Below are 23040 nucleotides of genomic sequence, written 5' to 3' on the forward strand. Positions count from 1 at the left end.
GTGTACCCGGGCGCACCCGGCCGCGTGCCGCGGGATCACCGGTGGTCGGTAAACTCGGCGGGTGACCTCGCAGGACGCCCCCACCCCGACCCCCACCGACGACGTTCCCTTCCGCTACACCGCCGATCTCGCGCGCGAGATCGAGCTGCGCTGGCAGGACGCGTGGGCGGACCGCGGCACGTTCTTCGCCGCCAACCCGACGGGTGACCTCACCGACGGTGACGGCCGGCACGCGGATCCCGCGCAGCCGGCGTTCTTCGTCATGGACATGTTCCCGTACCCCTCCGGCGCCGGGCTGCACGTCGGCCACCCGCTCGGGTACATCGCCACCGACGTCGTCGGCCGGTTCCGTCGCATGCAGGGCGACAACGTGCTGCACGCGCTGGGGTTCGACGCCTTCGGTCTGCCCGCCGAGCAGTACGCGGTGCAGACGGGCCAGCACCCGCGCGTGACCACGGAGGCGAACATCGAGGTCATGCAGCGGCAGCTGCGGCGCCTGGGCGTGGCGCACGACCCCCGACGTTCGTTCGCGACGATCGACCCGGCCTACGTGGGCTGGACCCAGTGGATCTTCCTGCAGATCTTCGACTCCTGGTACGACGAGACCGCGCCGCGTCCCGACGGCGGCGTCGGCCGGGCCCGGCCGATCGCGGACCTGGTCGCGGAGTACGACTCCGGAGCGCGCGGAGACGAGTGGGCGGGCCTGGACGAGGTCGCGCGACGGCGCGTGCTGGACACCCACCGGCTGGCCTACGTGTCCGAGACGCCGGTGAACTGGTGCCCCGGGCTGGGCACGGTGCTGGCCAACGAGGAGGTCACCTCCGACGGCCGCTCCGAGCGGGGCAACTTCCCCGTGTTCCAGCGCAGCCTGCGCCAGTGGAACATGCGCATCACGTCCTACGCGGACCGGCTGATCGACGACCTGGAGCACATCGACTGGCCTGACAAGGTCAAGGCGATGCAGCGCAACTGGATCGGCCGCTCGTCGGGTGCCCGCGTCCGGTTCGCGGTGCAGGGTGGGGACCAGGTCGAGGTGTTCACCACGCGCCCCGACACCCTGTTCGGTGCCACGTTCGTCGTCGTGGCACCCGAGCACCCCCTGCTGGACGAGGTGCCCGCGGCGTGGCCCGACGGCACCAAGGACCTGTGGACCGGCGGCCACCGCACGCCGGTGGACGCCGTCGCGTCCTACCGGGCCGAGACCGCCGCCAAGACGGCCGTCGAGCGCCAGGCCGACGCCGGCCGCAAGACCGGCGTGTTCACCGGCCACCTGGCGGCGAACCCGGTGAACGGCGAGCTGCTGCCCGTGTTCACCGCCGACTACGTCCTCATGGGCTACGGCACCGGCGCGATCATGGCCGTCCCGGGTGGCGACGTGCGCGACTTCGCGTTCGCCGAGGCGCTGGAGCTGCCGGTCGTCTACACGATCGACGCCCCCGAGGGCACCGAGCCGGGCGCGCGCACCGGCGAGGGCGTCGCGATCAACTCCTCGAACGACGAGATCAGCCTGGACGGGCTCGGCGTGGCCGAGGCCAAGGCCGCGATCACCGACTGGCTGACCGCCAAGGGCGTGGGCGAGGGCACCATCACCTACCGCCTGCGCGACTGGCTGTTCAGCCGCCAGCGCTACTGGGGCGAGCCGTTCCCGATCGTCTACGACGAGCACGACCTGCCGCTGGCCGTCCCGCAGTCGGCGCTGCCGGTGAACCTGCCGGAGGTGCCCGACTACTCGCCGCGCACGTTCGACCCGGACGACGCGCACTCCACCCCGGAGCCGCCGCTGGGCCGCAACGAGGACTGGGTGAACGTCACGCTCGACCTCGGCGACGGCCCGAAGCAGTACCGCCGGGACACCAACACCATGCCCAACTGGGCCGGCTCGTGCTGGTACTACCTGCGCTACCTGGACCCGACCAACGACGCGCTGCTGGTGGACCCCGCCCTGGAGCAGTACTGGATGGGCCCGGGCCACGGGGAGCAGAAGCCCGACTCCATCGGCGGCGTCGACCTGTACGTCGGCGGCGTGGAGCACGCGGTCCTGCACCTGCTGTACGCGCGGTTCTGGCACAAGGTCCTGCACGACCTGGGCCACGTGGCCAGTGGCGAGCCGTTCCACAAGCTGTTCAACCAGGGCTACATCCAGGCGTACGCCTACACCGACGCGCGCGGCGTGTATGTCCCGGCCGAGGAGGTCGTGGAGGACGCCGCGTCCGCGACCGGCTTCAGCTGGCAGGGCCAGCCCGTCGACCGCGAGTACGGGAAGATGGGCAAGTCGCTGAAGAACATGGTGACGCCCGACGACATGTACGCCGAGTACGGCGCCGACACCCTGCGCGTGTACGAGATGTCGATGGGGCCGCTGGACCTCTCCCGTCCGTGGGAGACCCGTGCGGTCGTCGGCTCGCAGCGGTTCCTGCAGCGGCTGTGGCGCAACGTCGTCGACGAGGGCACCGGCGCCACCGTCGTGTCGGACGAGGCGCCTTCCGAGCAGACGCTGCGGGTGCTGCACCACGCGATCGCGGACGTCACCGCGGACATGGCGGCCATGCGGGTGAACACGGCGATCTCGCGCCTGATCGTGCTCAACAACCACCTGACGACGTTGCCGACGACGCCGCGCGCGGCGATCGAGCCGCTCGTCCTCATGACCGCGCCCGTGGCCCCCCACGTCGCCGAGGAGCTGTGGTCGCGGCTGGGCCACGACCGGTCGCTCGCCTACGAGCCGTTCCCGGTGGCGGACCCGGCATACCTGGTGGAGGACACGGTCACGTGCATCTTCCAGGTGCAGGGCAAGGTCCGCGGTCGCGCCGAGGTCGCCCCCGGCGTGTCCGACGACGAGCTGCGCGAGCTGGCCCTGGCGGACGTCGGTGTCCAGCGCGCCCTCGACGGCCGGGGGATCCGCACCGTGATCATCCGGGCCCCGAAGCTCGTCAACGTCGTCCCGGCCTGACCGGCATGCCCGGCCGCCGCCCGCCCGAGCAGCCGTCGGTCGCGATCGTCACCGACTCCACGGCGACGCTGCCCGAGGGCGCGGCCGAGCGGTGGGGCATCGGCGTCGTCCCGCTGGACGTCGTGGTGGACGGCGTGCGGCACATCGAGGGCGTCGACCTGACCCCGGGGGAGCTGCTCGCCGCGCTGACCAGGGGCGCCAAGGTGTCGACGTCCCAGCCGTCACCCGCGGCGTTCGCGGCGGCCTACGACCGGGCCGCGGCGTCCGGTGCGCGCGAGATCGTCTCGATGCACCTCTCTGGCGAGCTGTCCGGGACGGTCCGGGCCGCGCAGCTCGCCGCGGAGGCCGCTCCCGTGACCGTCCACGTGGTCGACTCGGCAGTGGTCGCCATGGCGCTGGGCTTCGCGGTGCTCGACGCGGCGCGGTTCTCCATCGGTCCTCCGCGGCCGGCCGTAGTCCCTCCGTCCGGTCCGCTCGGCGCCGCGCGCGCGTGGTGGCAGGCCAGGGGGCGTGCCGAGCCGTCGCTGCCGACCGGCGCCGACGTCGCAGACCGGGGGCGGTCGGTCGCCTCGTCGACGCGGGTCTGGTTCCTCGTGGACTCGCTCGAGCATCTGCGCAGGGGTGGGCGGTTGAGCATGCCGGCGACGGCGTTCGGCATCGTGCTCGGCCTGCGCCCGATCCTCTCGCTGCAGGACGGTGCCCTCGAGGTGCTGGAGAAGGTGCGGACGCGACGGGCGGCACGGGACCGGCTGGTCGCGCTCGCCGTCGCCGACCTCGCCCGACGTCCGCACGCCAGGATCGCGGTGCAGCACCTGGGGCAGCCGGAGATCGCCGCGACGCTGGCCGACGAGCTCACCGCGGCGGGCGGGGAGCGGATCGTGGAGACGGTCGTGTGCGAGTCCGGCGCGGTGCTCGCCGCGCACGCCGGTCCCGGTCTGCTGGCGATCGTCGTCGCCGACGCCTGACGCGCTCTTCGAACCGCCCACAGCCCGGACCCGCCGACCGGACAGGCACAGCCCGTCGATGCCGCGCCCCCGAGCGTGGTGGCGACCCTAGGTTCGGCGGGTGCGACGCCGTGACCGTGACCTCTCCCGGACCACCCGGCGTCGGCTGACCGCACTGACCGCGCCTCGCTCGTCGGCCGAACCTCCACGCCCGCCGCCGGCCGCCACGAGCGGTCGGCCCGCCCTCCCGGACGTGGCTGCACCACCCCGGTCGTCCGGGTGGGTCCCACGTCCCGTCTCGGCACGGACAGACGACGTCGTCGCCGCGGCGGCGGCGGCTCCTGCGCCCCGCCCGGCGGCGTCGGACGCCACGTCCGGTCCGGCTGTGCCGGACGACGCTGTGCCTGGTCCGGCTGTGCCGGACGACGATGTGCCTGGTCCGGCTGTGCCGGACGACGCTGTGCCCGGTCCGGCCGTGCCGGACGACGCTGTGCCCGGTCCGGCCGCGCGGGACCCGGCGCCCGACCGGGCCACGTCGGAACCGACCCCGCGGACGACCGCTGCACTGCACGTCGCGGCGGCCGGGTACGCCACCGCGCACGGGGACCCGATCGCTCGCGCGCCGGCACCTCGTCGCCGCCTCCGGTGGACGGTCTCGTGGCGGCTCGCGGCCGCGGCAGGGGCCGTCGTTCTCCTGGTGGCAGGCGGTGTGGCGCTCCGTGCGGCGTCCGTCGCGCCGGGTCCCGCGGTCGTGCTCCCTGTCCCGGCACCGAGCGCGACGGGCGCCCGTCCGACGGACGTTCCCACCGAGGTGGTGGTCGACGTGGTGGGGGCGGTGAACGCACCCGGCGTGGTCCGGCTGGCAGAGGGTTCGCGGGTGGTCGACGCGATCGCCGCGGCCGGTGGTGCCGGCGCCGACGCCCAGCTGAGCGCCCTCAACCTGGCGCGGCTGCTCGTGGACGGCGAGCAGATCGCCGTCCCGCGGCCCGGCGAGCAGCCCGCGACGGCGGCGGTTCCGTCCGGCGCGGACGAGCTGCTCGACCTCAACGGTGCGGACGAGGCCGCGCTCGACGCGCTGCCCGGCATCGGCCCGGTGCTGGCAGGGCGGATCGTCGCGCACCGCGAGAAGGGACCGTTCACCTCGGTCGACGAGCTCGCCGACGTCGCCGGCATCGGCCCGACCCTGCTCGAACGGCTGCGTGAGCTGGTGCGGGTGTGACCACGCCCGAGCCGGACGAGGACAGCGACCCGCCGCTCACGGTCGACATCCGGCTCGTCCCCGCCGCCGTCGCCGCCTGGATCGCCGCGCTGCTGGTCGTCCGGATCTCTCCGGACGCGGCCCGGACGGGTGCCGCCGTCGGCCTCACCCTCGTGGTCGGCGCCCTCGTGGTCGGCCGGGCCGGACGGCGGCTCCAGGTGCTCGGCCCCGTGCTCGCACTGGCGCTGGTCGCGGGCTCGGCGGTGCTGGGTGCGGGCGCCGGCCAGTCGGCCGCTCGCACCGAGGGCCTGCTCCCGGTCCTCGCGCGCGAGGGGTCCGTGGGACAGGTCGCCGGTACGGTGGTCGCCGAGCCGACGGTGGTGCCGCCCGCCTGGCCCGGTGCCCCCGAGCGCGTGCGGTGCCTGCTCGCCGTGGACCGCGTCACCGCGGGCGGCCGGACGTCCGGCGCGATCGGCAGGGTGCTCGTGCTCGGCCCCTCGTCCTGGGCCGACGTGCCCTACGGCGCGCGTGTCTCCGGCGCCGGACGGGTGCGTCCGGCGGAGCCCGGGAGCAGGACCGTGGCGGTGCTGCTGAGCAGCGGCGCACCCGAGGTGGTCCGGCCACCAGCCGGGTCGGACGTCGCCGCCGGGGTGTTCCGGGACGGCGTCGGTGCGCTCGCGGCGCGGCTCCCGGGTGACGCCGGGGCGCTCCTCGCCGGGGTGACGGTCGGCGACACCTCCGCCGTCCCCGCCGACCTGACCGCCGCGCTGCGCACGGCCGGGCTGACGCACGTGACCGCCGTGTCGGGCGCCCACTTCTCCCTGGTCGCTGCGCTCGTGCTCGCTCTCGCGTCCACGCTCCGGCTCCCTCGGGCGGCGCGAGTCGGCCTGACCGTCGCGGCCATGGCCGGCATGGTCCTCGTCGTGCACCCGTCGCCGAGCGTGCTCCGCGCCGCCACGATGGGGCTGGTCGCCGTGCTCGGGATCCTGCTGGGCCGCCCGCACCGCGCACCGGCGGCCCTCGCGGCGACCGTCGTGGTGCTGCTCGTCGCGGACCCGTGGCTGGCGGCCGAGCTCGGCTTCGTGCTCTCCGTGCTCGCCACCGGCGGTCTCGTGCTGCTGGGCGGTCCGCTCGCCGAGCGCTGGGCGCCGTGGTGCGGCCGTCCGGTCGCCACCGCGCTCGCCCTGCCGGTCGCCGCGCAGCTGGTCTGCGCGCCGGTGATCCTGCTGCTGACCCCCACCGTCGCGCTCTACGCCGTCCCGGCGAACGTGCTGGTGGCGCCGGCCATCGCGCCGGCCACGGTGCTCGGCCTGGTCGCCGGCTGCGTCGCGCCGTGGTGGGGTGACGGTGCGCAGGTCCTGTCCCTCGGGGCCGGGGCGGCGTGCTGGTGGATCGGCGCGGTCGCCCGAGCTGCGGCCGCGGCGCCGGGCGCGCAGGTCGCGTGGCTGCCGGGCTGGGCCGGAGTCGTCCTCCTGACCGCGGCGGGCGCGTGCGCCCTCCGACTCCTCGTGGTCCGCCGCGCGTCGGGGCGTGGGTGACATCTGGCAGGCTGTGCGCGTGCCCCCCGCTACCCGTCGACCCGCCTCCCGCGCCACCCGCGGCACGGTCGGCGTCTCCTGGGAAGCGCTCGAGCTGGCCCCGGTCCTCCTGGTCAGCGGCGCCGAGGGCCTGCTCGCCGATCGTGCGGTCGACCGCGTGGTCGCCCTCGCCCGCGCCGCCGACCCCGGGGTCGAGGTCACGCGGATCGACGCCGCCGACTACACGGTGGGCACGCTCGGGGTGGTGTCCAGCCCGTCGCTGTTCGCCGAGGACAAGGTCGTCGTGGTCGACGGCCTCGAGCGAGCGACGGACGACCTGCTGAGCGACGTCACCGGCTACCTCGTCGCGCCCCCCGCCGACGTCGTGCTGGTCCTGCGCCACGCCGGCGGCCAGCGCGGCAAGAAGCTGCTGGACGCGCTCCGCGCCTCGGGAGTGCCGACGGTGGCGTGCGACGTGATCAAGTCCGACGGCGACAAGAGCGCCTTCGTCACCGCCGAGCTTCGACGAGCGGGTCGTCGTGCGGACGCCCAGGCCGTGCGTGCTCTGGTCGACGCGGTCGGCAGCGACCTGCGCGAGCTCGCGTCGTCGTGCGCACAGCTCGTCGCGGACACCACCGGCCTGATCGGGCCCGACGTGGTCGAGCGCTACTACGGCGGGCGCATCGAGGCGACCGGGTTCCGGGTCGCTGACGCAGCGGTCGCCGGGCAGACGGGGCAGGCGGTGTCGTTGCTCCGGCACGCGCTCGCGACCGGGGTGGACCCCGTGCCCATCGTCGCGGCGCTCGCCGCCAAGCTGCGGGTGCTGGCCAAGGTCGCGGCCGTGCGCGGTCGCGGGGCGGGTGCGGTCCGGGACCTCGGGCTCGCACCGTGGCAGACCGACCGCGCGATGTCGGAGCTGCGCCGCTGGACCCCGGAGGGTCTGGCGAGCGCCATCTCGGCCGTCGCGCAGGCGGACGCCGAGGTCAAGGGCGAGGGGCGTGACCCGCAGTTCGCAGTCGAGCGAGCCGTCCTTCGCGTCGCGGGAGCCGTCGGGAGCTGAGCGTCGGCCCTAGTCGCGCAGCGTGATCGCCGGGCCCAGCACGTCGCCCTGGAACAGGTCGAAGCCCCACGCGCGACACTCGTCGACGAGTGCGGCGTCGGACACCCGCTCGGCCACGAGCAGGGCCCCGTGGCGCCGCCCGAGCTCCACGAGCGCGGCCCCCTGGCGGTGCACGTCGCGGCAGTCGATCTTCACGAAGTCGGCATACGGCATCATCGCCACCTGGTCCGGCGCGGCCGAGAAGTCGTCGATCGCGATCCGGTACCCGCGTGAGCGCAACCGCTGCAGGCCCGCCAGCACCTCGTCGTCGACGGTCACGGACTCGACGATCTCGAGCACGAGCCGCCCGGCGTGGGCCGGGAGCCGGCGGTTGTCGACCAGGAACGAGCGGGTGACATTCACGAAGGCGAGCGAGGTCGCCGCCGGTGGTCCGTCGCCGAAGAGGACGTCGAGCACGGAGGCCGTGGCCACGTCCTGGCGGTCGGAGTGCCACCGGTCCACCTGTGCGGGCAGGCCGTCACGGGACCGGTACAGGAACTCGTTGCCGAACAGCCGGCCGTCCGCGGTCCAGATCGGCTGGCGCGCGATCGGCAGCCGAGACGGGACGGCGGGGGAGACGACGGGCGCGGTCACACCGGATGAGAGCGTCGTGCATCCGGTCTATGACGCCATTCACCCGACCGGAGCAACGGGCTGTCACGGACCGGGCGGCGCAAGGGCCTAAAGGCTCACGCGGCGTGCGCCGGCGCGGTCGAGGACTCCGGCGCGCTCGAGCAGGTTCCCCTGGAACAGGGTGAAGCCGAGGTCGCGGGCGTGCCGCAAGGTGTCGGGGCTCTCCACGTACTCGGCGATGAGCAGGGCACCGTACGACCGGGCGAGATGAACCACCGGCGGACCCTCGACGTCGAGGTCCCGCACGTCGATCTTGACGAAGTCGGCGTGGGGGAGCAGGCGCCGCTGGTTCGGGTTGCTCACGAAGGACGGGACCGCGATGCGGAAGCCTTCTTCGCGCAGCCGCCGGATGCCCGACAGCACCGCGGCGTCCACGGTGACGGCGTCGTTCACCTCGATCACCAGGCGGTCGGGGCGCCGGGGGATGGGCAGGTCTCCCACCAGGTAGGCCCGCGGGCACCGCACGAACAGCAGCCGGCCGTTGGCGACGTGCTCGAGGTCCGCGCGTCCGAACGTGGCACCGAAGACGTGGGCCGTGGCCCGCTCGTGCTGGTGGGAGCTCCACGACATCGCGGCGGCGGTGTGCTGGTCCGGCGAACGGAACGACAGCTGGTAGGCGAACGGTCGGCCGTGCTCGGAGAAGATCCCCTGTCGCGCGACCAGCACCGGCTCGGCGGAGATCCGCTGCGCCCACTCGTGCCGGAGGGCAAGAGGGATGGCGTCCTCCACCGCAGCCGCAAGTTGCGCGAGCCGCCCGTCGGCTTCGTCCGGTGTCATGGGATCTATGACACCACAAGATCTACGCTGTGAACCGATGAGGTGCGGGTGGAATTTCTGAGGTGTCGTCCCACCGCTGCTCGCGGAGTTGCTCGACCCCTGAACATTCACCCGTTCAGGGCCGGACCGGTGGGTAGTGGGAGACACCCGGCAATCCGCACGTCATCATGGGCACCACCCGAACCGTCTTCCAGTGAAGGAGCACCCCTCATGCCCAGACCGATCAAGACCGCTCTCGTGATCCTCGCGGTGATCGGGTCATTCGCACTCGCACCGACGTCGGCGATCGCCGACAGCAGCGACTCGACGAACTCGGGAGGCGCCAGCGGCTGCTGCAGGATCACGCTCAACTGACCGTCCTCCCCGGGTGCACAGCGGAGGCACAGACACGCCGCCTCCGCGGGGGGTGGTGCAACCGGGGGACGTCACACATACAATGACTGACCATGACCACGATTGCTGACCGGGTACGCGAGGCCCGGATCGCTGCTGGGTTGTCCCAGACCTCGCTCGCGGGGTCCGCGTTCTCCCCCAGCTACATCTCTCTGATCGAGGCGGGTCATCGTGAACCGACCGACTCCGCGCTCGCCGTGCTGGCCACCCGCCTGGGCACGACCCTCGAGTACCTGAAGCACGGTGAGGACGGTCCCAACGAGGCGCGCACGCGCCTCGAGATCGACTACGCCAAGCTCGACATGACCCAGGGCGACGCCCCCGGGGCCAGGCGTCGGTTGGAGTCGCTCGACCTCGAGATCGTGTCGCCGGCCGTCCGCGTCGAGGCGCTGACCACGTTGGCCCACGCCTTCGAGGTGCTCGGTGACCTCGAGTCGTCCGTGGCCATCCTGGAGCCGCTCCTCGCCGACTCGCGGGCGCGTACCCACCACGTGGAGTCGGCCAAGCTGGCCAACGAGCTGGTGGCGTCGTACCTCGAGGCCGGTGACCTGCACCGCAGCGTCGAGGTGGGCGAGCGGACGCTCGACGAGCTCGAGGCCGCGGACCTGAGCGGGACCGACGAGCACCTGCGCCTCGCCTCGACCGTCCTGTGGGCCTACGTCGAGCGTGGTGACCTCCTCTACGCCACCCACCGGGCGGCCGAGCTGGTGCGGCTCGCGGAGTCGTTGGGCACGCCCCGGGGGCGCGGCAGCGTCTACTGGAACGCGGCTCTCGTCGCCGAGCAGCGCCGCGACTACGAGCTCGCGCAGCGCTACACGGAGCGTGCGCTCGCCCTGCTGTCCGAGGGTGAGGCCGACCGTGACCTGCCCCGGCTCCGGCTCAACTACGCGTGGCTCCTGCTGCGCTCCGACCCGGTGGACCCGCGCGGAGCCCTGGACCAGATCGAGCGCGCTGCTCCCGGCCTCGCAGTGCTGGGTTCCGAGCTCGACCTGTCGCGCACCGACGTCGAGCGGTCCCGTGCGCACCTGCTGCTCGGTGACATCGACGCCGCGGAGCGGTTCGCGGTCGCGGCTCTTGAGCGCCTGGGTGACCCGCCGCGTCTGGAGACCGCGTTCGCGCAGCTCTCCCGTGGCGACGCCCTGCACGCTCGGGGTGACGTCGTGGGCGCGGCGCGCGCGTACGAGTCCGCGGCGGACCTGCTCGGGATGATGTCCGCGTCCCGCCAGTCCGCGTCTGCGTGGCGTGACCTGGGCGACCGGTACGCCATGCACGGCGACAGTGCGGCGGCCGCGCAGGCGTACGACCGTGCGCTGCGTGAGGCAGGCTTCCGTCCGACGATCCCGCTCAGCTCCTGGGAGACCTGGTCGCTGACCTGATCGACGGTCGGAGAACAGCGAAGGCGTCACCCCGCAGGGGGGGTGACGCCTTCACTGTTGCTCACGGCGGCTGATGCCACCCGGCCGGCGGTCAGAGCTGGTCGATGACCAGCCCCGACCAGCTCAGCGGACGGTCAGAGCGCGCCGACCGACTTCGCCAGCGCCGACTTCTTGTTGGCGGCCTGGTTCTCGTGGATGACACCCTTCGAGACAGCCTTGTCGAGCTTGCGCGACGCCTCGACGAGGGCCGTCGAAGCGGCCTCCTTGTTGCCACCGGCGACAGCCTCACGGACGCGACGGATGTGCGTCTTGAGCTCGGACTTCACCGCCTTGTTGCGCAGGCGCGCCTTCTCGTTGGTGGTGATGCGCTTGATCTGGGACTTGATGTTGGCCACGTGTGGACTCTCTTGTGCGTTCGCCGAAGCGATCTGACAGGTCTAGAGGGCGGCGCACAGCTCCGGGACTAGGGCGTGGGGACACCCGCGGTGAGGAACTGGGCTTGTGCCCGCCGACCCGGGCGGACACGCGAGTGACCATGTTAGCAGGCGGGAGCCCCGCGGCTGAACGCTGTGACGGGTCTGACAGGGCTCGTCGCGGTCGGGTCAGGACTGGGTCCTGCGCAGCTCGGCGGCCACCCGGTCGAACAGGGCGCGGTCCACGATCGCGCCCTCGCGACGGACCGCCGACGCGTCCAGGGTGAGGACGCGGTCGAGACGGACCTCGCTCGGACGACGCTGGGAGTCCCAGGCGCCAGAGCCGATGTCCATCCACACCCGACCTCGCCGTGCCTCCAGGGCGGCGTCGCGCGAGTGGTCCTTGCTCGTGAGCATCAGGCCCCGGAGCCGTGACCCGTCGCGCCCGATGACCAGCACCGGGCGGTCCTTGCCCTTGCTCGGGTCGTCCTCGAACGGGACCCACGCCCACACGATCTCGCCGGGGTCGGCGTCGCCGTCCAGCCGGGGCGAGTACTCCAGCCCGCCGGGGAGCGGCGTCCGCGTCGTGGTCGGTGCACGCGACGTGCGCTTCAGGCCGGCGACCGCGTCGCGCAGGATGCCGCGCACCCGGGTCCAGCCAGACGTCGTGGTCACGGGACGACGGTACCCGGCGGCTCGGTCGGCTCGCCGACGTCCCTCCACGAAACGCGGCGTTATCACCGGGCGGTTACTGTCCGGATCATGGCGGACCTGTTCGACGACTACCCGACCGGCCCGGCGTGGGACGAGATGATCGATCCCGACGGCGGAGGCTCGCGCGCGGCCTACAAGGGACTGCACCGCGCACTCGCCCAGCTGAGCGCCGGCGAGCTGCGTGCGCGGGCCGAGACGTTGGCCCGCTCGTACCTGGCGCAGGGTGTCACCTTCGACTTCGCAGGTGAGGAGCGGCCCTTCCCGCTCGACGTCGTGCCGCGCGTGCTCGCAGGTGACGAGTGGGAGCACGTGGCGCCCGGCGTGGCCCAGCGGGTGCGCGCCCTCGAGGCCTTCCTCGCGGACGTCTACGGACCGCAGCGCGCCATCGCGGACGGCGTGATCCCGCGCAGCGTCGTGGTGTCGTCGACCAACTTCCTGCGCGCCGCCCGCGGCATCAACCCGCCGAACGGTGTCCGCGTGCACGTGTCCGGCATCGACCTGGTGCGGGACAGCCTCGGCGGCTGGCGTGTGCTGGAGGACAACGTCCGGGTGCCCAGCGGCGTCAGCTACGTGCTCTCCAACCGGCGCGCGATGGCGCAGACGTTCCCCGAGCTGTTCGCGGCCCTGCGGATCCGGCCGGTCGCCGACTATCCGCGCCGGCTCCTCGCGGCCCTCATGGCGGCTGCTCCGTCCGGGGTCGACGAGCCGACGGTCGTCGTGCTGACGCCGGGCGTGTTCAACAGCGCCTACTACGAGCACTCGCTGCTGGCCCGGATGATGGGCGTCGAGCTGGTGGAGGGCCGCGACCTGTTCTGCTCCGGCGGGCGCGTCTGGATGCGGACCACCCAGGGCCGGCGCCGGGTCGACGTGATCTACCGGCGCGTCGACGACGACTACCTCGACCCGGTCGTCTTCCGCAACGACTCCTACCTCGGCAGCCCGGGCCTGATGACGTGCGCCCGCAACGGCACCGTGACGATCGCGAACGCCGTCGGCAACGGCGTGGCGGACGACAAGCTCGTCTACACCTACGTCCCCGACCTCATCCGGTACTACCTGAGCGAGCAGCCCATCCTGCGCAATGTGGACACGTGGCGGCTCGAGGAGCCGGACGCGCTCGAGGAGGTGCTGGACCGGCTCGACGAGCTCGTGGTGAAGCCGGTGGACGGCTCGGGCGGCAAGGGCCTGGTCGTCGGGCCGCGGGCCTCCGCTGCCGAGCTTGCTGCGCTCAAGATCCGGCTCCGGAACGACCCCCGGGGGTGGATCGCGCAGCCGGTAGTCCAGCTGTCGACCGTGCCGACCCTCGTCGAGGACGGGCTGCGACCGCGGCACACGGACCTGCGCCCGTTCGCGGTGAACGACGGCGAGTCGGTCTTCGTGCTCCCCGGCGGACTCACCCGGGTCGCCCTCCCGGAGGGCGAGCTCGTGGTCAACTCGTCGCAAGGTGGCGGGTCCAAGGACACCTGGGTGCTCGGCGGTGCGGTGCCTCGCCGGGCTGTGCGCCGCGAGACCGACCTCCCGCAGTCCGTGGCGCAGGACGCGGCGGTCCCGATCGACTCCAACCCCAACGACGTGCGCGCCCAGGTGATGCAGCAGCAGCAGGGCCGGACGTCCACCGCAGGAGGTGCCTCGTGCTGAGCCGGATCGCGGAGTCGCTGTTCTGGATCGGACGCTATGTCGAGCGCGCGGACGACACCGCCCGCCTGCTCGACGTGCACGTGCAGATCCTGCTCGAGGACCCCTGGGCGGAGGAGGACCTGGCCTGCCGGTCGCTGCTGTCCGTGATGGACCGGGAGCCACCGCCCGCGCACGTCGAGGTCGGCCGTGAGTACGTGCTCGACATGCTCGCGTACGACCGGTTCGCGCCGTCGTCGATCGCCGGGTCCCTGGTGTCGGCGCGCGAGAACGCCCGGCGTGCCCGCGAGATCATCTCGACCGAGCTCTGGGAGTGCCTCAACGCGACCTGGAACCAGCTGCCGTCGCACATGCGGCCGGCGCGTCCGCACGACTACTTCACCTGGGTGCGGGAGCGGGCGGCCATCGTTGCCGGGATCATGGACTCCGCGACGTCGCGCGACGACACCTGGAACTTCATGGTGCTGGGGCGCTCGATCGAGCGGGCGGACATGACCGCGCGGCTGCTGACCACCCGAGCGCTCGCCGGCTCCGCCGGCCCGAGCTGGACCACCCTGCTGCGGTCCTGCGGCGCGCACGAGGCGTTCCTGCGGATGTACCGCGGGGCGGCCTCCGACGAGCGCGCCGCCGGGTTCCTCCTGACCGACCGGCTGTTCCCGCGGTCCATCGTGTTCGCGCTGAACCAGGCGGAGGCGTGCCTGGCCAACCTCGAGGGTGCCTCCGACCGGGCCGCGGTCGACGACGCACGGCGCCACATCGGCCACGTGCGCACGAACCTCGAGTACCGGCCGCTGATCGAGGTGCTGGACGCTCTGCCCAAGGAGATGGAACGCGTGCAACGAGCCTGCTCGGCGGCGTCCGACGCGATCCGCGGCCGGTACTTCCCGAGCGCGTCCTCGACCAACTGGGTGGGAGAAGCACTGTGAGCCGGTTGCGGGTCGTGCACACGTCGACGTTCCGGTACACCAGCGCGGTGCTGGCGTCGTACAACGAGGCGCGGATGACGCCGTTCTCCCAGCAGGGGCAGACGGTCCTCGAGACGAAGCTCGACGTGCAGCCGCACACCGGGTGGTCCGAGTACCGCGACTACTGGGGGACCGCGGTCACCGCCTTCGAGGTGCTCACCCCCCACGAGTCGATGGTGATCACCGCGGAGCACCTGGTCGAGGTGGCCGAGCGGGGTCCGCTGCGCAGCCCGGCCGGCTGGGACACCCTGCGCGGGGGCGAGCTGCGCGACCGGCTGGCGGAGTTCCTCTCGGACACCCCGACGACCGCGCCGCCCGAGGACGTGATCGAGATCGCGCAGCGCGCGGCCGCCGGGCTCGAGCCGGCCGAGGCGGCGCTGGCGGTGTCCGCGGCCCTGCGCGACGAGATGGAGTACATCCCCGGCGTCACCACGGTGCACACCCCGGCGTCGGAGGCGTGGGTCGCCCGAGCGGGCGTGTGCCAGGACATCGCGCACCTGGTCACCGGCGCGTTGCGGTCCATCGGGATCCCCGCGCGGTACGTGTCGGGGTACCTGCACCCCGACTCCGGTGCGCCGGTGGGCTCGACGGTGCTCGGCGACTCGCACGCCTGGGTGGAGTGGTGGGTGGGCGAGTGGTTCGCCTACGACGTGACCAACCGGGTGATCGCGGGTGACCACCACGTGGTGCTCGCGCGCGGCCGCTCCTACGACGACGTGCCGCCACTGCGGGGGATCTACGCAGGCGCGGGGACGCAGGACGCCGAGGTCCAGGTGCAGATCACGCGCGAGGCCTGACGGTCAGGGCGTCATCCGGCGGCCGAGCGCGTCGTCCAGCGCGTCGGCGTCGCCGTCGACCGTGAGGCGCGGGTGGTCGGGTGTCGCACGTCCCCACAGCAGCAGCGCGAGGGCATCGGCGGGGCCGGTCACGGTGGCGGCCGGGGTCGTGGTCCCCCCGAGCAGCCACGTACGCCCGGCGTCGTCCGCGACGAGCTCGATCGGTGCGACGAGCGGCTCCATCCGGCCCATGCGCTCCTGACGCGGCTGCATCACGGTGACGACCTCGTCCACGGTGTCCGCCCAGAGACCTGCGTCCACCGTCAGGTCGAGCCCGCCCGCGGTGCGCAGGTCCCACAGGTGGACCAGGGTCTCGTGGGTCTGGCGGCGGTGCCAGAACGACGCCGGTCCGTTGCCGAGCAGCGTCCAGGACTCGGCGTCCGGGCCGAGCCCGGCCAGCGTCTCGCGCAGCTCGGTGGCGCACGTGGCGTAGAGCTCCTCGAGCACGAACGGGCCGCGGCCCAGCGGTGTCTCCTGCCGACGGCGTGCCTGGCCGGCCGCCCAGTGATGGATGCGGGCGAGGTGGATCACGAGGTCCTTGACCCGCCATCGGCCGCACCACGGGACGCGGGTGGTGGGGTCGACGAGAGGGATCGTCGCGAGGAAGTCGTCCTGCAAGCCGCCGAGCACCGAGAGCAGGTCGGGAGAGTTCCGGGTCGACGTCATGGGACCATGGTGGGACCGACCACCGACAGCCGACAGGCTGGCACCGGTCACCGTCCGTCGGGAAGGCGCCACCGCGCGCGCCACCGACTCCAGCGCCAGGAGCAGTCCGCTTGTCCCCGATCCCGAGTGCAGCCCTCGCGTCGCGCATCCACCCCGCGGCGACGGCGCCCGAGCTGCTGCGCAACTTCTGCATCATCGCGCACATCGACCACGGCAAGTCCACGCTGGCCGACCGCATGCTGCAGCTCACGGGCGTCGTCGACTCGCGGGCCATGCGCGCGCAGTACCTGGACCGCATGGACATCGAGCGCGAGCGCGGCATCACCATCAAGTCGCAGGCCGTGCGCATGCCGTGGGGCGTGGACGACAAGGCCTTCGCGCTCAACATGATCGACACCCCCGGGCACGTCGACTTCACCTACGAGGTGTCCCGGTCGCTGGCCGCCTGCGAGGGTGCCGTGCTGCTGGTCGACGCCGCGCAGGGCATCGAGGCCCAGACGCTGGCCAACCTGTACCTGGCGCTCGAGAACGACCTGACGATCATCCCGGTGCTCAACAAGATCGACCTGCCGGCCGCCCAGCCCGAGAAGTACGCGGAGGAGCTGGCCAAGCTCATCGGCGGCGAGCCCGAGGACTGCCTGCGGGTGTCCGGCAAGACGGGTGCAGGGGTGGTCGAGCTGCTGGACCGCATCGTCGAGCTGGTCCCGCCGCCCACCGGCGACGCCGACGCCCCGGCCCGCGCGATGATCTTCGACTCGGTGTATGACACGTACCGCGGTGTCGTCACGTACGTCCGCGTCATCGACGGCAACCTCAACCCGCGCGAGAAGATCGTCATGATGTCGACGCGCGCGACGCACGAGCTGCTCGAGATCGGCGTCATCTCCCCGGAGCCCGTGCCGACGAAGGGCCTCGGGGTCGGCGAGGTGGGCTACCTGATCACCGGCGTGAAGGACGTGCGCCAGTCCAAGGTGGGCGACACCGTCACCAACGCGAGCAAGCCGGCGGCGCACGCCCTCGGCGGGTACTCCGACCCGAAGCCGATGGTGTTCTCCGGCCTCTATCCGATCGACGGCACGGACTACCCGATCCTCCGGGACGCCCTCGACAAGCTGAAGCTGAACGACGCGGCCCTGAACTACGAGCCGGAGACGTCGGTGGCGCTCGGGTTCGGGTTCCGCGTGGGCTTCCTCGGCCTGCTGCACCTCGAGATCGTGCGTGAGCGGCTCGAGCGCGAGTTCGACCTGGACCTCATCTCGACCGCGCCGAACGTCGTCTACGAGGTCACCCTCGAGGACAAGACCGTGGTCACGGTGACCAACCCGAGCGAGTTCCCCGCGGGCAAGATCGGCGACGTCAACGAGCCGATGGTCAAGGCGACGATCCTGTCCCCGAGCGAGTTCATCGGCGCGATCATGGAGCTCTGCCAGACCAAGCGCGGCGAGCTGCAAGGCATGGACTACCTGTCCGAGGAGCGCGTCGAGCTGAGGTACGTCCTGCCCATGGCGGAGATCGTGTTCGACTTCTTCGACCAGCTGAAGTCCAAGACGCGCGGGTACGCGAGCCTCGACTACGAGCGCATCGGCGACCAGGTGGCGGACCTGGTGAAGGTCGACATCCTGCTCCAGGGCGAGACGGTCGACGCGTTCAGCGCGATCGTGCACAAGGACAAGGCGTACGCGTACGGCGTGATGATGACCGCCAAGCTCAAGGACCTCATCCCGCGCCAGCAGTTCGAGGTGCCCATCCAGGCCGCGATCGGCGCCCGGATCATCGCGCGCGAGACCATCCGGGCCATCCGCAAGGACGTCCTGGCCAAGTGCTACGGCGGCGACATCACCCGCAAGCGCAAGCTCCTGGAGAAGCAGAAGGAGGGCAAGAAGCGCATGAAGACGATCGGCCGGGTCGACGTGCCGCAGGAGGCCTTCATCGCCGCGCTGTCCAGCGAGCCCGCGGGGTCGGCCGGCGGCAAGGACGCGAAGAAGAAGTGAGCCCGGCGCTCCCCGAGGGAGACGTCGCGCCCGACGACGGGGCACTGCCGGCGTCGGCGTTCGAGGGTGCCGACGAGCGCGCGTTCGCCGTCTACCTGCACGTGCCCTTCTGCACCGTGCGCTGCGGCTACTGCGACTTCAACACGTACACCGCGACGGAGCTGGGCGGCGGCGCGAGCCAGCACGCGTACGCGGACACCGCGCTGACGGAGATCGCGCTCGCGTCCCGGATCCTCCCGCGCCGGCCCGTCGCCACGGTGTTCGTCGGCGGCGGTACCCCGACCGTCCTGTCCGTCCCCGACCTCGCGCGCATGCTCGGCGGCGTCCGCGACGCGTGGGGGTTCGCCGACGACGTCGAGGTCACCACCGAGGCGAACCCCGACTCGGTCACGCCCGAGTCGCTCGCGGCGCTGGCCGACGCGGGGTTCACGCGCGTCTCGTTCGGGATGCAGTCCGCGGTACCGCACGTCCTGGCCACGCTCGACCGCACGCACGACCCTCGTCGGATCCCGGACGTCGTGCGCTGGGCCCGCGACGCCGGCCTGGCCGTGTCGCTCGACCTCATCTACGGCACGCCGGGGGAGTCGCTCGACGACTGGCGCACCAGCGTCGAGGCGGCGCTCGCGACGGGTGTCGACCATGTGTCCGCGTACGCGCTCGTGGTCGAGGCGGGCACGCGGATGGCCGTGCAGGTGCGCCGGGGCGAGCTCGAGCTGCCCGACGGCGACGACCAGGCGGCGAAGTACGAGCTGGCCGACGACCTGTTCGAGGCCGCCGGGTTGCACTGGTACGAGGTGAGCAACTGGGCGCGGACGCCCGCCGACGCCTGCCGGCACAACCTCAGCTACTGGCGGGGCGACGACTGGTGGGGGATCGGACCCGGCGCCCACAGCCACGTGGGCGGCGTGCGCTGGTGGAACGTCAAGCACCCGCGTGCCTACGCCGACCGCCTGGACCGCGGCTTGAGCCCGGCGGCCGGGCGCGAGACCGTCACGGGCGACGGCGCGGTGCTCGAACGGCTGATGCTGGGGGTACGCCTCGCCGCCGGGCTGCCGCTCGACGCGCTGCCTGCCGACGCGCGGCCGTCCGTGGCGGGGCTCGTCGCGGACGGGCTCGTCGACGGGCGCGAGGCGGTCGGCGGACGGCGGCTGGTGCTGACGCGGCGCGGGCGGCTGCTCGCGGACGCCGTCGTGCGCACGCTCGCGGGCTGACGCGTCAGCGCACCAGCTCCAGGCTGAACGGGTACCGGTACGAGCCGCCGCGCTGGACCGTGATCGCCGCGAGGATGCCCAGGACAAGGCTGGCGATGCTCAGGCCGATGAAGCCCAGCCAGCCGACGACGCCGATCACGGGGATCGCGCGCACGACCGCGCAGATGATCAGGCCGATCAGGACGGTGAGCTGGAAGTTGAGCGCCAGCCGGGCCTCCGACGCCGCGGGGCCGCCTTTCTCGCGATGCACCAGCCAGATGACCAGGGCGGGGATCCAGCCGGCCCAGACGTAGGCGAGGATGCCGCCCAGGTGCGCGAGCATGGCCCAGGTGCGGTCCTGGTCGGCACCGCTCGGGGGCGGGCTCTGGTAGGGCTCGTACGACATCGCGGCGCACTCCTCGTGGGTGGGTCGTCGGCGTGACGGCACGCCAGCCTACCGAGGGGCGCAGCACCGCGCCGGGCGGTTCGGCGACTCGCCGACATGCCCGGAAGGCCCGCTTCCTTGACACGCGCCCTCCGGCCCCGGTTCGCTGACGCCTGGGCGACGATCGCCCTGTGACCAGGGAGGCCACGCATGAGCGAGAACCCCGGCGGTACCCCGCCGCGCGACGACGAGCCCGCGAAGGCGGCTGAGCCCGTCGAGCCGCCGACGGCGCCGGTCCCGCCCGTGCCCGACCCCGCACCCGCGGTCCCGCCCGCGCCGCCGGTCCCGCCTGCGCCGCCGGTCCCGCCCGCGCCACCCGCACCGTCGTACGGACAGCCCCCCGCCGGGCCCCCGCCGGCCCCCGCCTACGGCCAGCCGCCCGCCGGGTACCCCCCGCAGGCGTCCCCGTACGGTCAGCCTGCGCCCGGCGGCTACCCGCCGCCTCCGCCGCCGCCCGGCTACGGCCAGGGGGCCCCGGGTGCCTACCCGCCCCCGGTCGGTGGCTACGGAGCACCCGTCCAGGCCTCTCCGATCGGTGAGGCCTACTCGTACGGCTGGAAGAAGTTCACGCAGCAGGGCGGCCTGTTCATCCTCGCCGCGCTGGTGTGGTTCGTCGCCGCGATCATCCTGCTGTCCATCGTCGGCGCCATCTTCGGTGGCTTCGGGGCGCTCTTCTACCCGGACGGCGACATGTCCGCGGGCATCTCGCTCGGGTTCTCGCTGGGGACGTTCGTGTTCTCCGCCGTGGCCGCGATCGCCGGCTACCTCATCCAGGCGGCGTTCATCCGGGCGGCGCTCGACGTCACCGAGGGTCGGCAGCTGAGCTTCGGCGACTTCTTCAGGATCGTCGAGCCGGGGCCGGTCATCCTCACCGCGCTGATCCTCGCTGTGGTGAACGCGGTGCTCAACGTCGTCCCGTTCTTCGGCGGGCTGATCGCGCTCGCGGTGAACTTCCTGCTGCTGTTCACCTTCTGGTTCGTCATCGACAAGCGCCTGGCGCCGATCGACGCCATGAAGGCCAGCTACCAGCTCGTCACGGCGAACCTGTCGACGACGATCCTGTTCTACCTGCTCAGCATCGCGATCTTCATCGGCGGTGCGATCCTCTGCGGCGTCGGCCTGCTGGTCGCCGTGCCGGTCGTGCTGCTCGCGACGGCGTTCCTGTTCAAGCGCCTGCTCGGGGACCCGATCGCGGCCTGATCGTCTGCACGGGTGCCCGGTCGACCCCTGGTCGGCCGGGCACCGTCATGCCGTGACGAAGTCGATGAGCTCCTCGACGCGGCCCAGCAGGCTCGGCTCCAGGTCGGCGTAGCTGCGCACCGACCGCAGGATCCGCTGCCACGCCCGGGCGACGTCCGCCTGCTCGTCCGCGGGCCAGCCGAGCTCGCGCAGGATCCCGTGCTTCCACTCGGTGCCGCGCTCGATGACTGGCCACGCGGACAGCCCGATGCGCTCGGGTCGGACGGCCTGCCACACGTCGACGTACGGGTGCCCGAGCACGAGGACGGAACCCGCGGGGTGACCGCGGACGGCGTCGGCGGCGATCCGGCTCTCCTTCGACCCGGACACCAGGTGGTCCACCAGCACCCCCACGCGGCGACCGGGGCCGGGGGAGAAGTCACGCAGGGCGTCGGCGAGGTTGTCGACGCCGTCGAGCAGCTCGACCACCACGCCCTCGAGCCGCAGGTCGTCGCCCCAGACCTTCTCCACCAGCTCGGCGTCGTGCTTGCCCTCGACCCAGATCCTGCTGCCGCGGGCCACGCGAGCGCGGGCGTCGTGCACGGCGACGGACCCCGAGGCCGTCCGGGTGGGCTTCGCAGGTGCCGGGGCGCGCACGGGGGCGGTGAGCGCCACGGGCTCGCCGTCGAGCCAGAAGCCGCGACCCAGCGGGAAGGTGCGGGTGCGGCCGCGCCGGTCCTCGAGGACGACGACGTGCTGGCCGCCCGACTTCTCCACCCGGACGACGGCGCCGACCCACCCGGTGGTGACCTCCTCGACGACGAGGCCGGTCTCGGCGGGCTGCGGGCGGCTGGTGCGGGTGGGTCGGTGGTGCGTCGAGCCGGAGCCCCCGAGCACGTCCGAGCCGTAGCGGTCGTCGTTCACCCGGGCAGCCTAGGGGTCTCGGTCACGCCCTCACCGGACGCCGCCCCGTGAGTCTCCCGCCCCCGGCGTAGCATTGGCACTCCTGTGCGGGGAGTGCTACCCCGTGGTGACGACGGAGGAGGCGACATGAGCGAGGACCGGCGGCTGGACGTGCTGCGCGCGATCGTCGAGGACTACGTCGCCACCAAGGAGCCTGTGGGCTCGCGCGCGCTCGTCGAGCGGCACTCGCTCGGCGTCTCGCCCGCGACCATCCGCAACGACATGGCCGCCCTCGAGGAGGGCGGGTACATCGCCCAGCCGCACACGTCGGCCGGCCGGGTGCCGACGGACAAGGGCTACCGGCTGTTCGTCGACCAGCTCTCGACGGTGAAGCCGCTGTCCAGCCCGGAGCGCCGTGCCATCGGCACGTTCCTGGAGAACGCGCAGGACCTCGACGACGTCGTCGACCGGGCCGTGCGGCTCATCGCGCAGCTGACGCACCAGGTCGCCGTGGTGCAGTACCCGTCCCTGCGGCGCTCGGCGCTGCGGCACGTGGAGCTCGTCCCCGTCGGCTCGCGCCACCTGCTCGTCGTGCTCATCACCGACACGGGCCGCGTCGAGCAGCGGACGCTGGAGCTGGTCACGGACCTCGACGAGGCGGTGGTGGCGCGGCTGCGGTCGCGCCTGAACGTGAGCGCGGYCGGGCGTCGGCTGTCCGAGCTGCCGGTGGCGCTGGGCGAGCTGACCGACGCGTTCGCGCCCGCGGACCAGGCGCTCGTCAACGCGGTCGTCGCGGTGCTCGAGGAGACGCTGGCGCAGGAGTCCGAGGAGCGCGTGGTGCTGGCCGGCACCGCCAACCTCGCGCGCGTCGGCAGCACCGACGTGCGCGCGATCGGCCCGGTGCTCGAGGCGCTCGAGGAGCAGGTGGTGCTCCTGCGGCTGCTGTCCGAGATGGCCGAGGACCATGCGACGGTCGCGGTGCGCATCGGCCGCGAGACCCAGCACGACGGGCTGTTCGAGACGAGCTTCGTGACCACCGGCTACGGCGACGAGGGTGGTGGCTCGGTGGCGCGCATCGGCTCGATCGGCCCGCTCCGGATGGACTACCCCGGCACCATGTCCGCGGTCCGCGCGGTGGCCCGGTACCTGACGCGCATCCTCGCGCAATGACGCCCCCGACAACCTGTCCTGACACCTGCCCAGAGACACCTGGAAG

At 72.9% G+C, this 23040-nt stretch carries 21 protein-coding genes; 14 read left to right on the plus strand and 7 right to left on the minus strand.

From position 1 onward, the window contains the following. Window positions 1–61: 61 nt before the first annotated feature. From leuS to holA, 5 genes are all read left to right on the plus strand, one after another. Window positions 62–2950, plus strand: coding sequence for a leucine--tRNA ligase (gene leuS / locus AC1DXT_RS16560; protein WP_477062401.1), 2889 nt, complete (start codon window positions 62–64; stop codon window positions 2948–2950). Between the two features lie 5 nt (window positions 2951–2955). Further along, complete coding sequence (locus tag AC1DXT_RS16565) at window positions 2956–3915, plus strand: DegV family protein (RefSeq protein WP_477062402.1); 960 nt, start codon at window positions 2956–2958, stop codon at window positions 3913–3915. Between the two features lie 454 nt (window positions 3916–4369). Next, entirely contained in the window at window positions 4370–5113 is a 744-nt protein-coding gene (locus AC1DXT_RS16570) for a ComEA family DNA-binding protein (protein WP_477062403.1), read from the plus strand. Further along, the gene (locus AC1DXT_RS16575) at window positions 5110–6630 is read left to right on the plus strand and encodes a ComEC/Rec2 family competence protein (RefSeq protein ID WP_477062404.1); all 1521 of its coding nucleotides are present in this window, start codon (window positions 5110–5112) and stop codon (window positions 6628–6630) included. The genes AC1DXT_RS16570 and AC1DXT_RS16575 overlap by 4 nt, the downstream gene beginning before the upstream one ends. Window positions 6631–6649: 19 nt before the next feature. After that, the gene (gene holA, locus AC1DXT_RS16580) at window positions 6650–7669 is read left to right on the plus strand and encodes a DNA polymerase III subunit delta (RefSeq protein ID WP_477062405.1); all 1020 of its coding nucleotides are present in this window, start codon (window positions 6650–6652) and stop codon (window positions 7667–7669) included. A 9-nt stretch (window positions 7670–7678) separates the two neighbouring features. Here holA and AC1DXT_RS16585 read toward each other — a convergent pair whose 3' ends face one another. Together AC1DXT_RS16585 and AC1DXT_RS16590 are read right to left on the minus strand one after the other, a co-directional pair. Continuing rightward, window positions 7679–8302, minus strand: a complete 624-nt coding sequence (locus tag AC1DXT_RS16585; RefSeq protein ID WP_477062406.1) for an EAL domain-containing protein — start codon at window positions 8300–8302, stop codon at window positions 7679–7681. A gap of 87 nt (window positions 8303–8389) precedes the next feature. After that, a complete protein-coding gene (locus AC1DXT_RS16590; RefSeq protein WP_477062407.1) occupies window positions 8390–9118 on the minus strand; it encodes an EAL and HDOD domain-containing protein in 729 nt (242 codons plus the stop codon). Window positions 9119–9328: 210 nt separating this feature from the next. Here AC1DXT_RS16590 and AC1DXT_RS16595 point away from each other — a divergent pair, with 210 nt between their 5' ends. Both AC1DXT_RS16595 and AC1DXT_RS16600 read left to right on the plus strand, forming a co-directional pair. Then, window positions 9329–9472, plus strand: coding sequence for a hypothetical protein (locus tag AC1DXT_RS16595; RefSeq protein ID WP_477062408.1), 144 nt, complete (start codon window positions 9329–9331; stop codon window positions 9470–9472). A 92-nt stretch (window positions 9473–9564) separates the two neighbouring features. Beyond that, the gene (locus AC1DXT_RS16600) at window positions 9565–10887 is read left to right on the plus strand and encodes a helix-turn-helix domain-containing protein (RefSeq protein ID WP_477062409.1); all 1323 of its coding nucleotides are present in this window, start codon (window positions 9565–9567) and stop codon (window positions 10885–10887) included. A gap of 134 nt (window positions 10888–11021) precedes the next feature. Here AC1DXT_RS16600 and rpsT read toward each other — a convergent pair whose 3' ends face one another. Both rpsT and AC1DXT_RS16610 read right to left on the minus strand, forming a co-directional pair. Beyond that, a complete protein-coding gene (rpsT, locus tag AC1DXT_RS16605) occupies window positions 11022–11282 on the minus strand; it encodes a 30S ribosomal protein S20 (RefSeq protein WP_056090174.1) in 261 nt (86 codons plus the stop codon). A 207-nt stretch (window positions 11283–11489) separates the two neighbouring features. Next, entirely contained in the window at window positions 11490–11975 is a 486-nt protein-coding gene (locus AC1DXT_RS16610) for a type II toxin-antitoxin system PemK/MazF family toxin (protein ID WP_477062410.1), read from the minus strand. Window positions 11976–12062: 87 nt separating this feature from the next. Here AC1DXT_RS16610 and AC1DXT_RS16615 point away from each other — a divergent pair, with 87 nt between their 5' ends. Genes AC1DXT_RS16615 through AC1DXT_RS16625 form a run of 3 tightly spaced genes read left to right on the plus strand, consistent with a single transcriptional unit; the run spans window position 12063 to window position 15411 of the window. After that, window positions 12063–13652: a circularly permuted type 2 ATP-grasp protein gene (locus AC1DXT_RS16615; protein WP_477062411.1), complete on the plus strand. Its 1590-nt coding sequence runs from the start codon at window positions 12063–12065 to the stop codon at window positions 13650–13652. Then, window positions 13646–14575: an alpha-E domain-containing protein gene (locus AC1DXT_RS16620; protein WP_477062412.1), complete on the plus strand. Its 930-nt coding sequence runs from the start codon at window positions 13646–13648 to the stop codon at window positions 14573–14575. The genes AC1DXT_RS16615 and AC1DXT_RS16620 overlap by 7 nt, the downstream gene beginning before the upstream one ends. Continuing rightward, on the plus strand, window positions 14572–15411 hold the full coding sequence (locus AC1DXT_RS16625; RefSeq protein ID WP_477062413.1) for a transglutaminase family protein: 840 nt from the start codon (window positions 14572–14574) through the stop codon (window positions 15409–15411). The genes AC1DXT_RS16620 and AC1DXT_RS16625 overlap by 4 nt, the downstream gene beginning before the upstream one ends. A gap of 3 nt (window positions 15412–15414) precedes the next feature. Here AC1DXT_RS16625 and AC1DXT_RS16630 read toward each other — a convergent pair whose 3' ends face one another. Next, on the minus strand, window positions 15415–16116 hold the full coding sequence (locus AC1DXT_RS16630) for a maleylpyruvate isomerase family mycothiol-dependent enzyme (RefSeq protein WP_477062414.1): 702 nt from the start codon (window positions 16114–16116) through the stop codon (window positions 15415–15417). Window positions 16117–16226: 110 nt separating this feature from the next. On the opposite strand from AC1DXT_RS16630, the gene lepA reads away from it, so the two are divergent. Both lepA and hemW read left to right on the plus strand, forming a co-directional pair. Further along, window positions 16227–18107: a translation elongation factor 4 gene (gene lepA, locus AC1DXT_RS16635; RefSeq protein WP_057210804.1), complete on the plus strand. Its 1881-nt coding sequence runs from the start codon at window positions 16227–16229 to the stop codon at window positions 18105–18107. Continuing rightward, complete coding sequence (hemW, locus tag AC1DXT_RS16640) at window positions 18104–19318, plus strand: radical SAM family heme chaperone HemW (protein ID WP_477062415.1); 1215 nt, start codon at window positions 18104–18106, stop codon at window positions 19316–19318. Before lepA ends, hemW begins: the two co-directional genes overlap by 4 nt. 4 nt (window positions 19319–19322) lie before the next feature. On the opposite strand, the gene AC1DXT_RS16645 is transcribed toward hemW, so the two are convergent. After that, window positions 19323–19703, minus strand: a complete 381-nt coding sequence (locus tag AC1DXT_RS16645) for a DUF4870 domain-containing protein (protein WP_477062416.1) — start codon at window positions 19701–19703, stop codon at window positions 19323–19325. Window positions 19704–19892: 189 nt separating this feature from the next. On the opposite strand from AC1DXT_RS16645, the gene AC1DXT_RS16650 reads away from it, so the two are divergent. Beyond that, on the plus strand, window positions 19893–20942 hold the full coding sequence (locus AC1DXT_RS16650) for a hypothetical protein (protein WP_477062417.1): 1050 nt from the start codon (window positions 19893–19895) through the stop codon (window positions 20940–20942). A gap of 45 nt (window positions 20943–20987) precedes the next feature. Here the strand turns inward: AC1DXT_RS16650 and AC1DXT_RS16655 are convergent, their stop codons facing one another. Continuing rightward, the gene (locus AC1DXT_RS16655; protein ID WP_477062418.1) at window positions 20988–21845 is read right to left on the minus strand and encodes a DUF3097 domain-containing protein; all 858 of its coding nucleotides are present in this window, start codon (window positions 21843–21845) and stop codon (window positions 20988–20990) included. 126 nt (window positions 21846–21971) lie between these two features. Between AC1DXT_RS16655 and hrcA the strand changes: the two genes are divergently transcribed. After that, a complete protein-coding gene (gene hrcA / locus AC1DXT_RS16660) occupies window positions 21972–22994 on the plus strand; it encodes a heat-inducible transcriptional repressor HrcA (RefSeq protein WP_477062419.1) in 1023 nt (340 codons plus the stop codon). Window positions 22995–23040: the final 46 nt, after the last annotated feature.

It is taken from the genome of Cellulomonas sp. P1_G12_2, assembly GCF_056405535.1.

Coding starts and splice junctions, on each gene's coding strand:
- AC1DXT_RS16615 (WP_477062411.1), top strand. CDS start 12,063: ATGGCGGACCTGTTCGACGACTACCCGACCGGCCCGGCGTGGGACGAG.
- AC1DXT_RS16595 (WP_477062408.1), top strand. CDS start 9,329: ATGCCCAGACCGATCAAGACCGCTCTCGTGATCCTCGCGGTGATCGGG.
- AC1DXT_RS16650 (WP_477062417.1), top strand. CDS start 19,893: ATGAGCGAGAACCCCGGCGGTACCCCGCCGCGCGACGACGAGCCCGCG.
- AC1DXT_RS16590 (WP_477062407.1), bottom strand. CDS start 9,118: ATGACACCGGACGAAGCCGACGGGCGGCTCGCGCAACTTGCGGCTGCG.
- AC1DXT_RS16565 (WP_477062402.1), top strand. CDS start 2,956: ATGCCCGGCCGCCGCCCGCCCGAGCAGCCGTCGGTCGCGATCGTCACC.
- AC1DXT_RS16645 (WP_477062416.1), bottom strand. CDS start 19,703: ATGTCGTACGAGCCCTACCAGAGCCCGCCCCCGAGCGGTGCCGACCAG.
- AC1DXT_RS16600 (WP_477062409.1), top strand. CDS start 9,565: ATGACCACGATTGCTGACCGGGTACGCGAGGCCCGGATCGCTGCTGGG.
- AC1DXT_RS16630 (WP_477062414.1), bottom strand. CDS start 16,116: ATGACGTCGACCCGGAACTCTCCCGACCTGCTCTCGGTGCTCGGCGGC.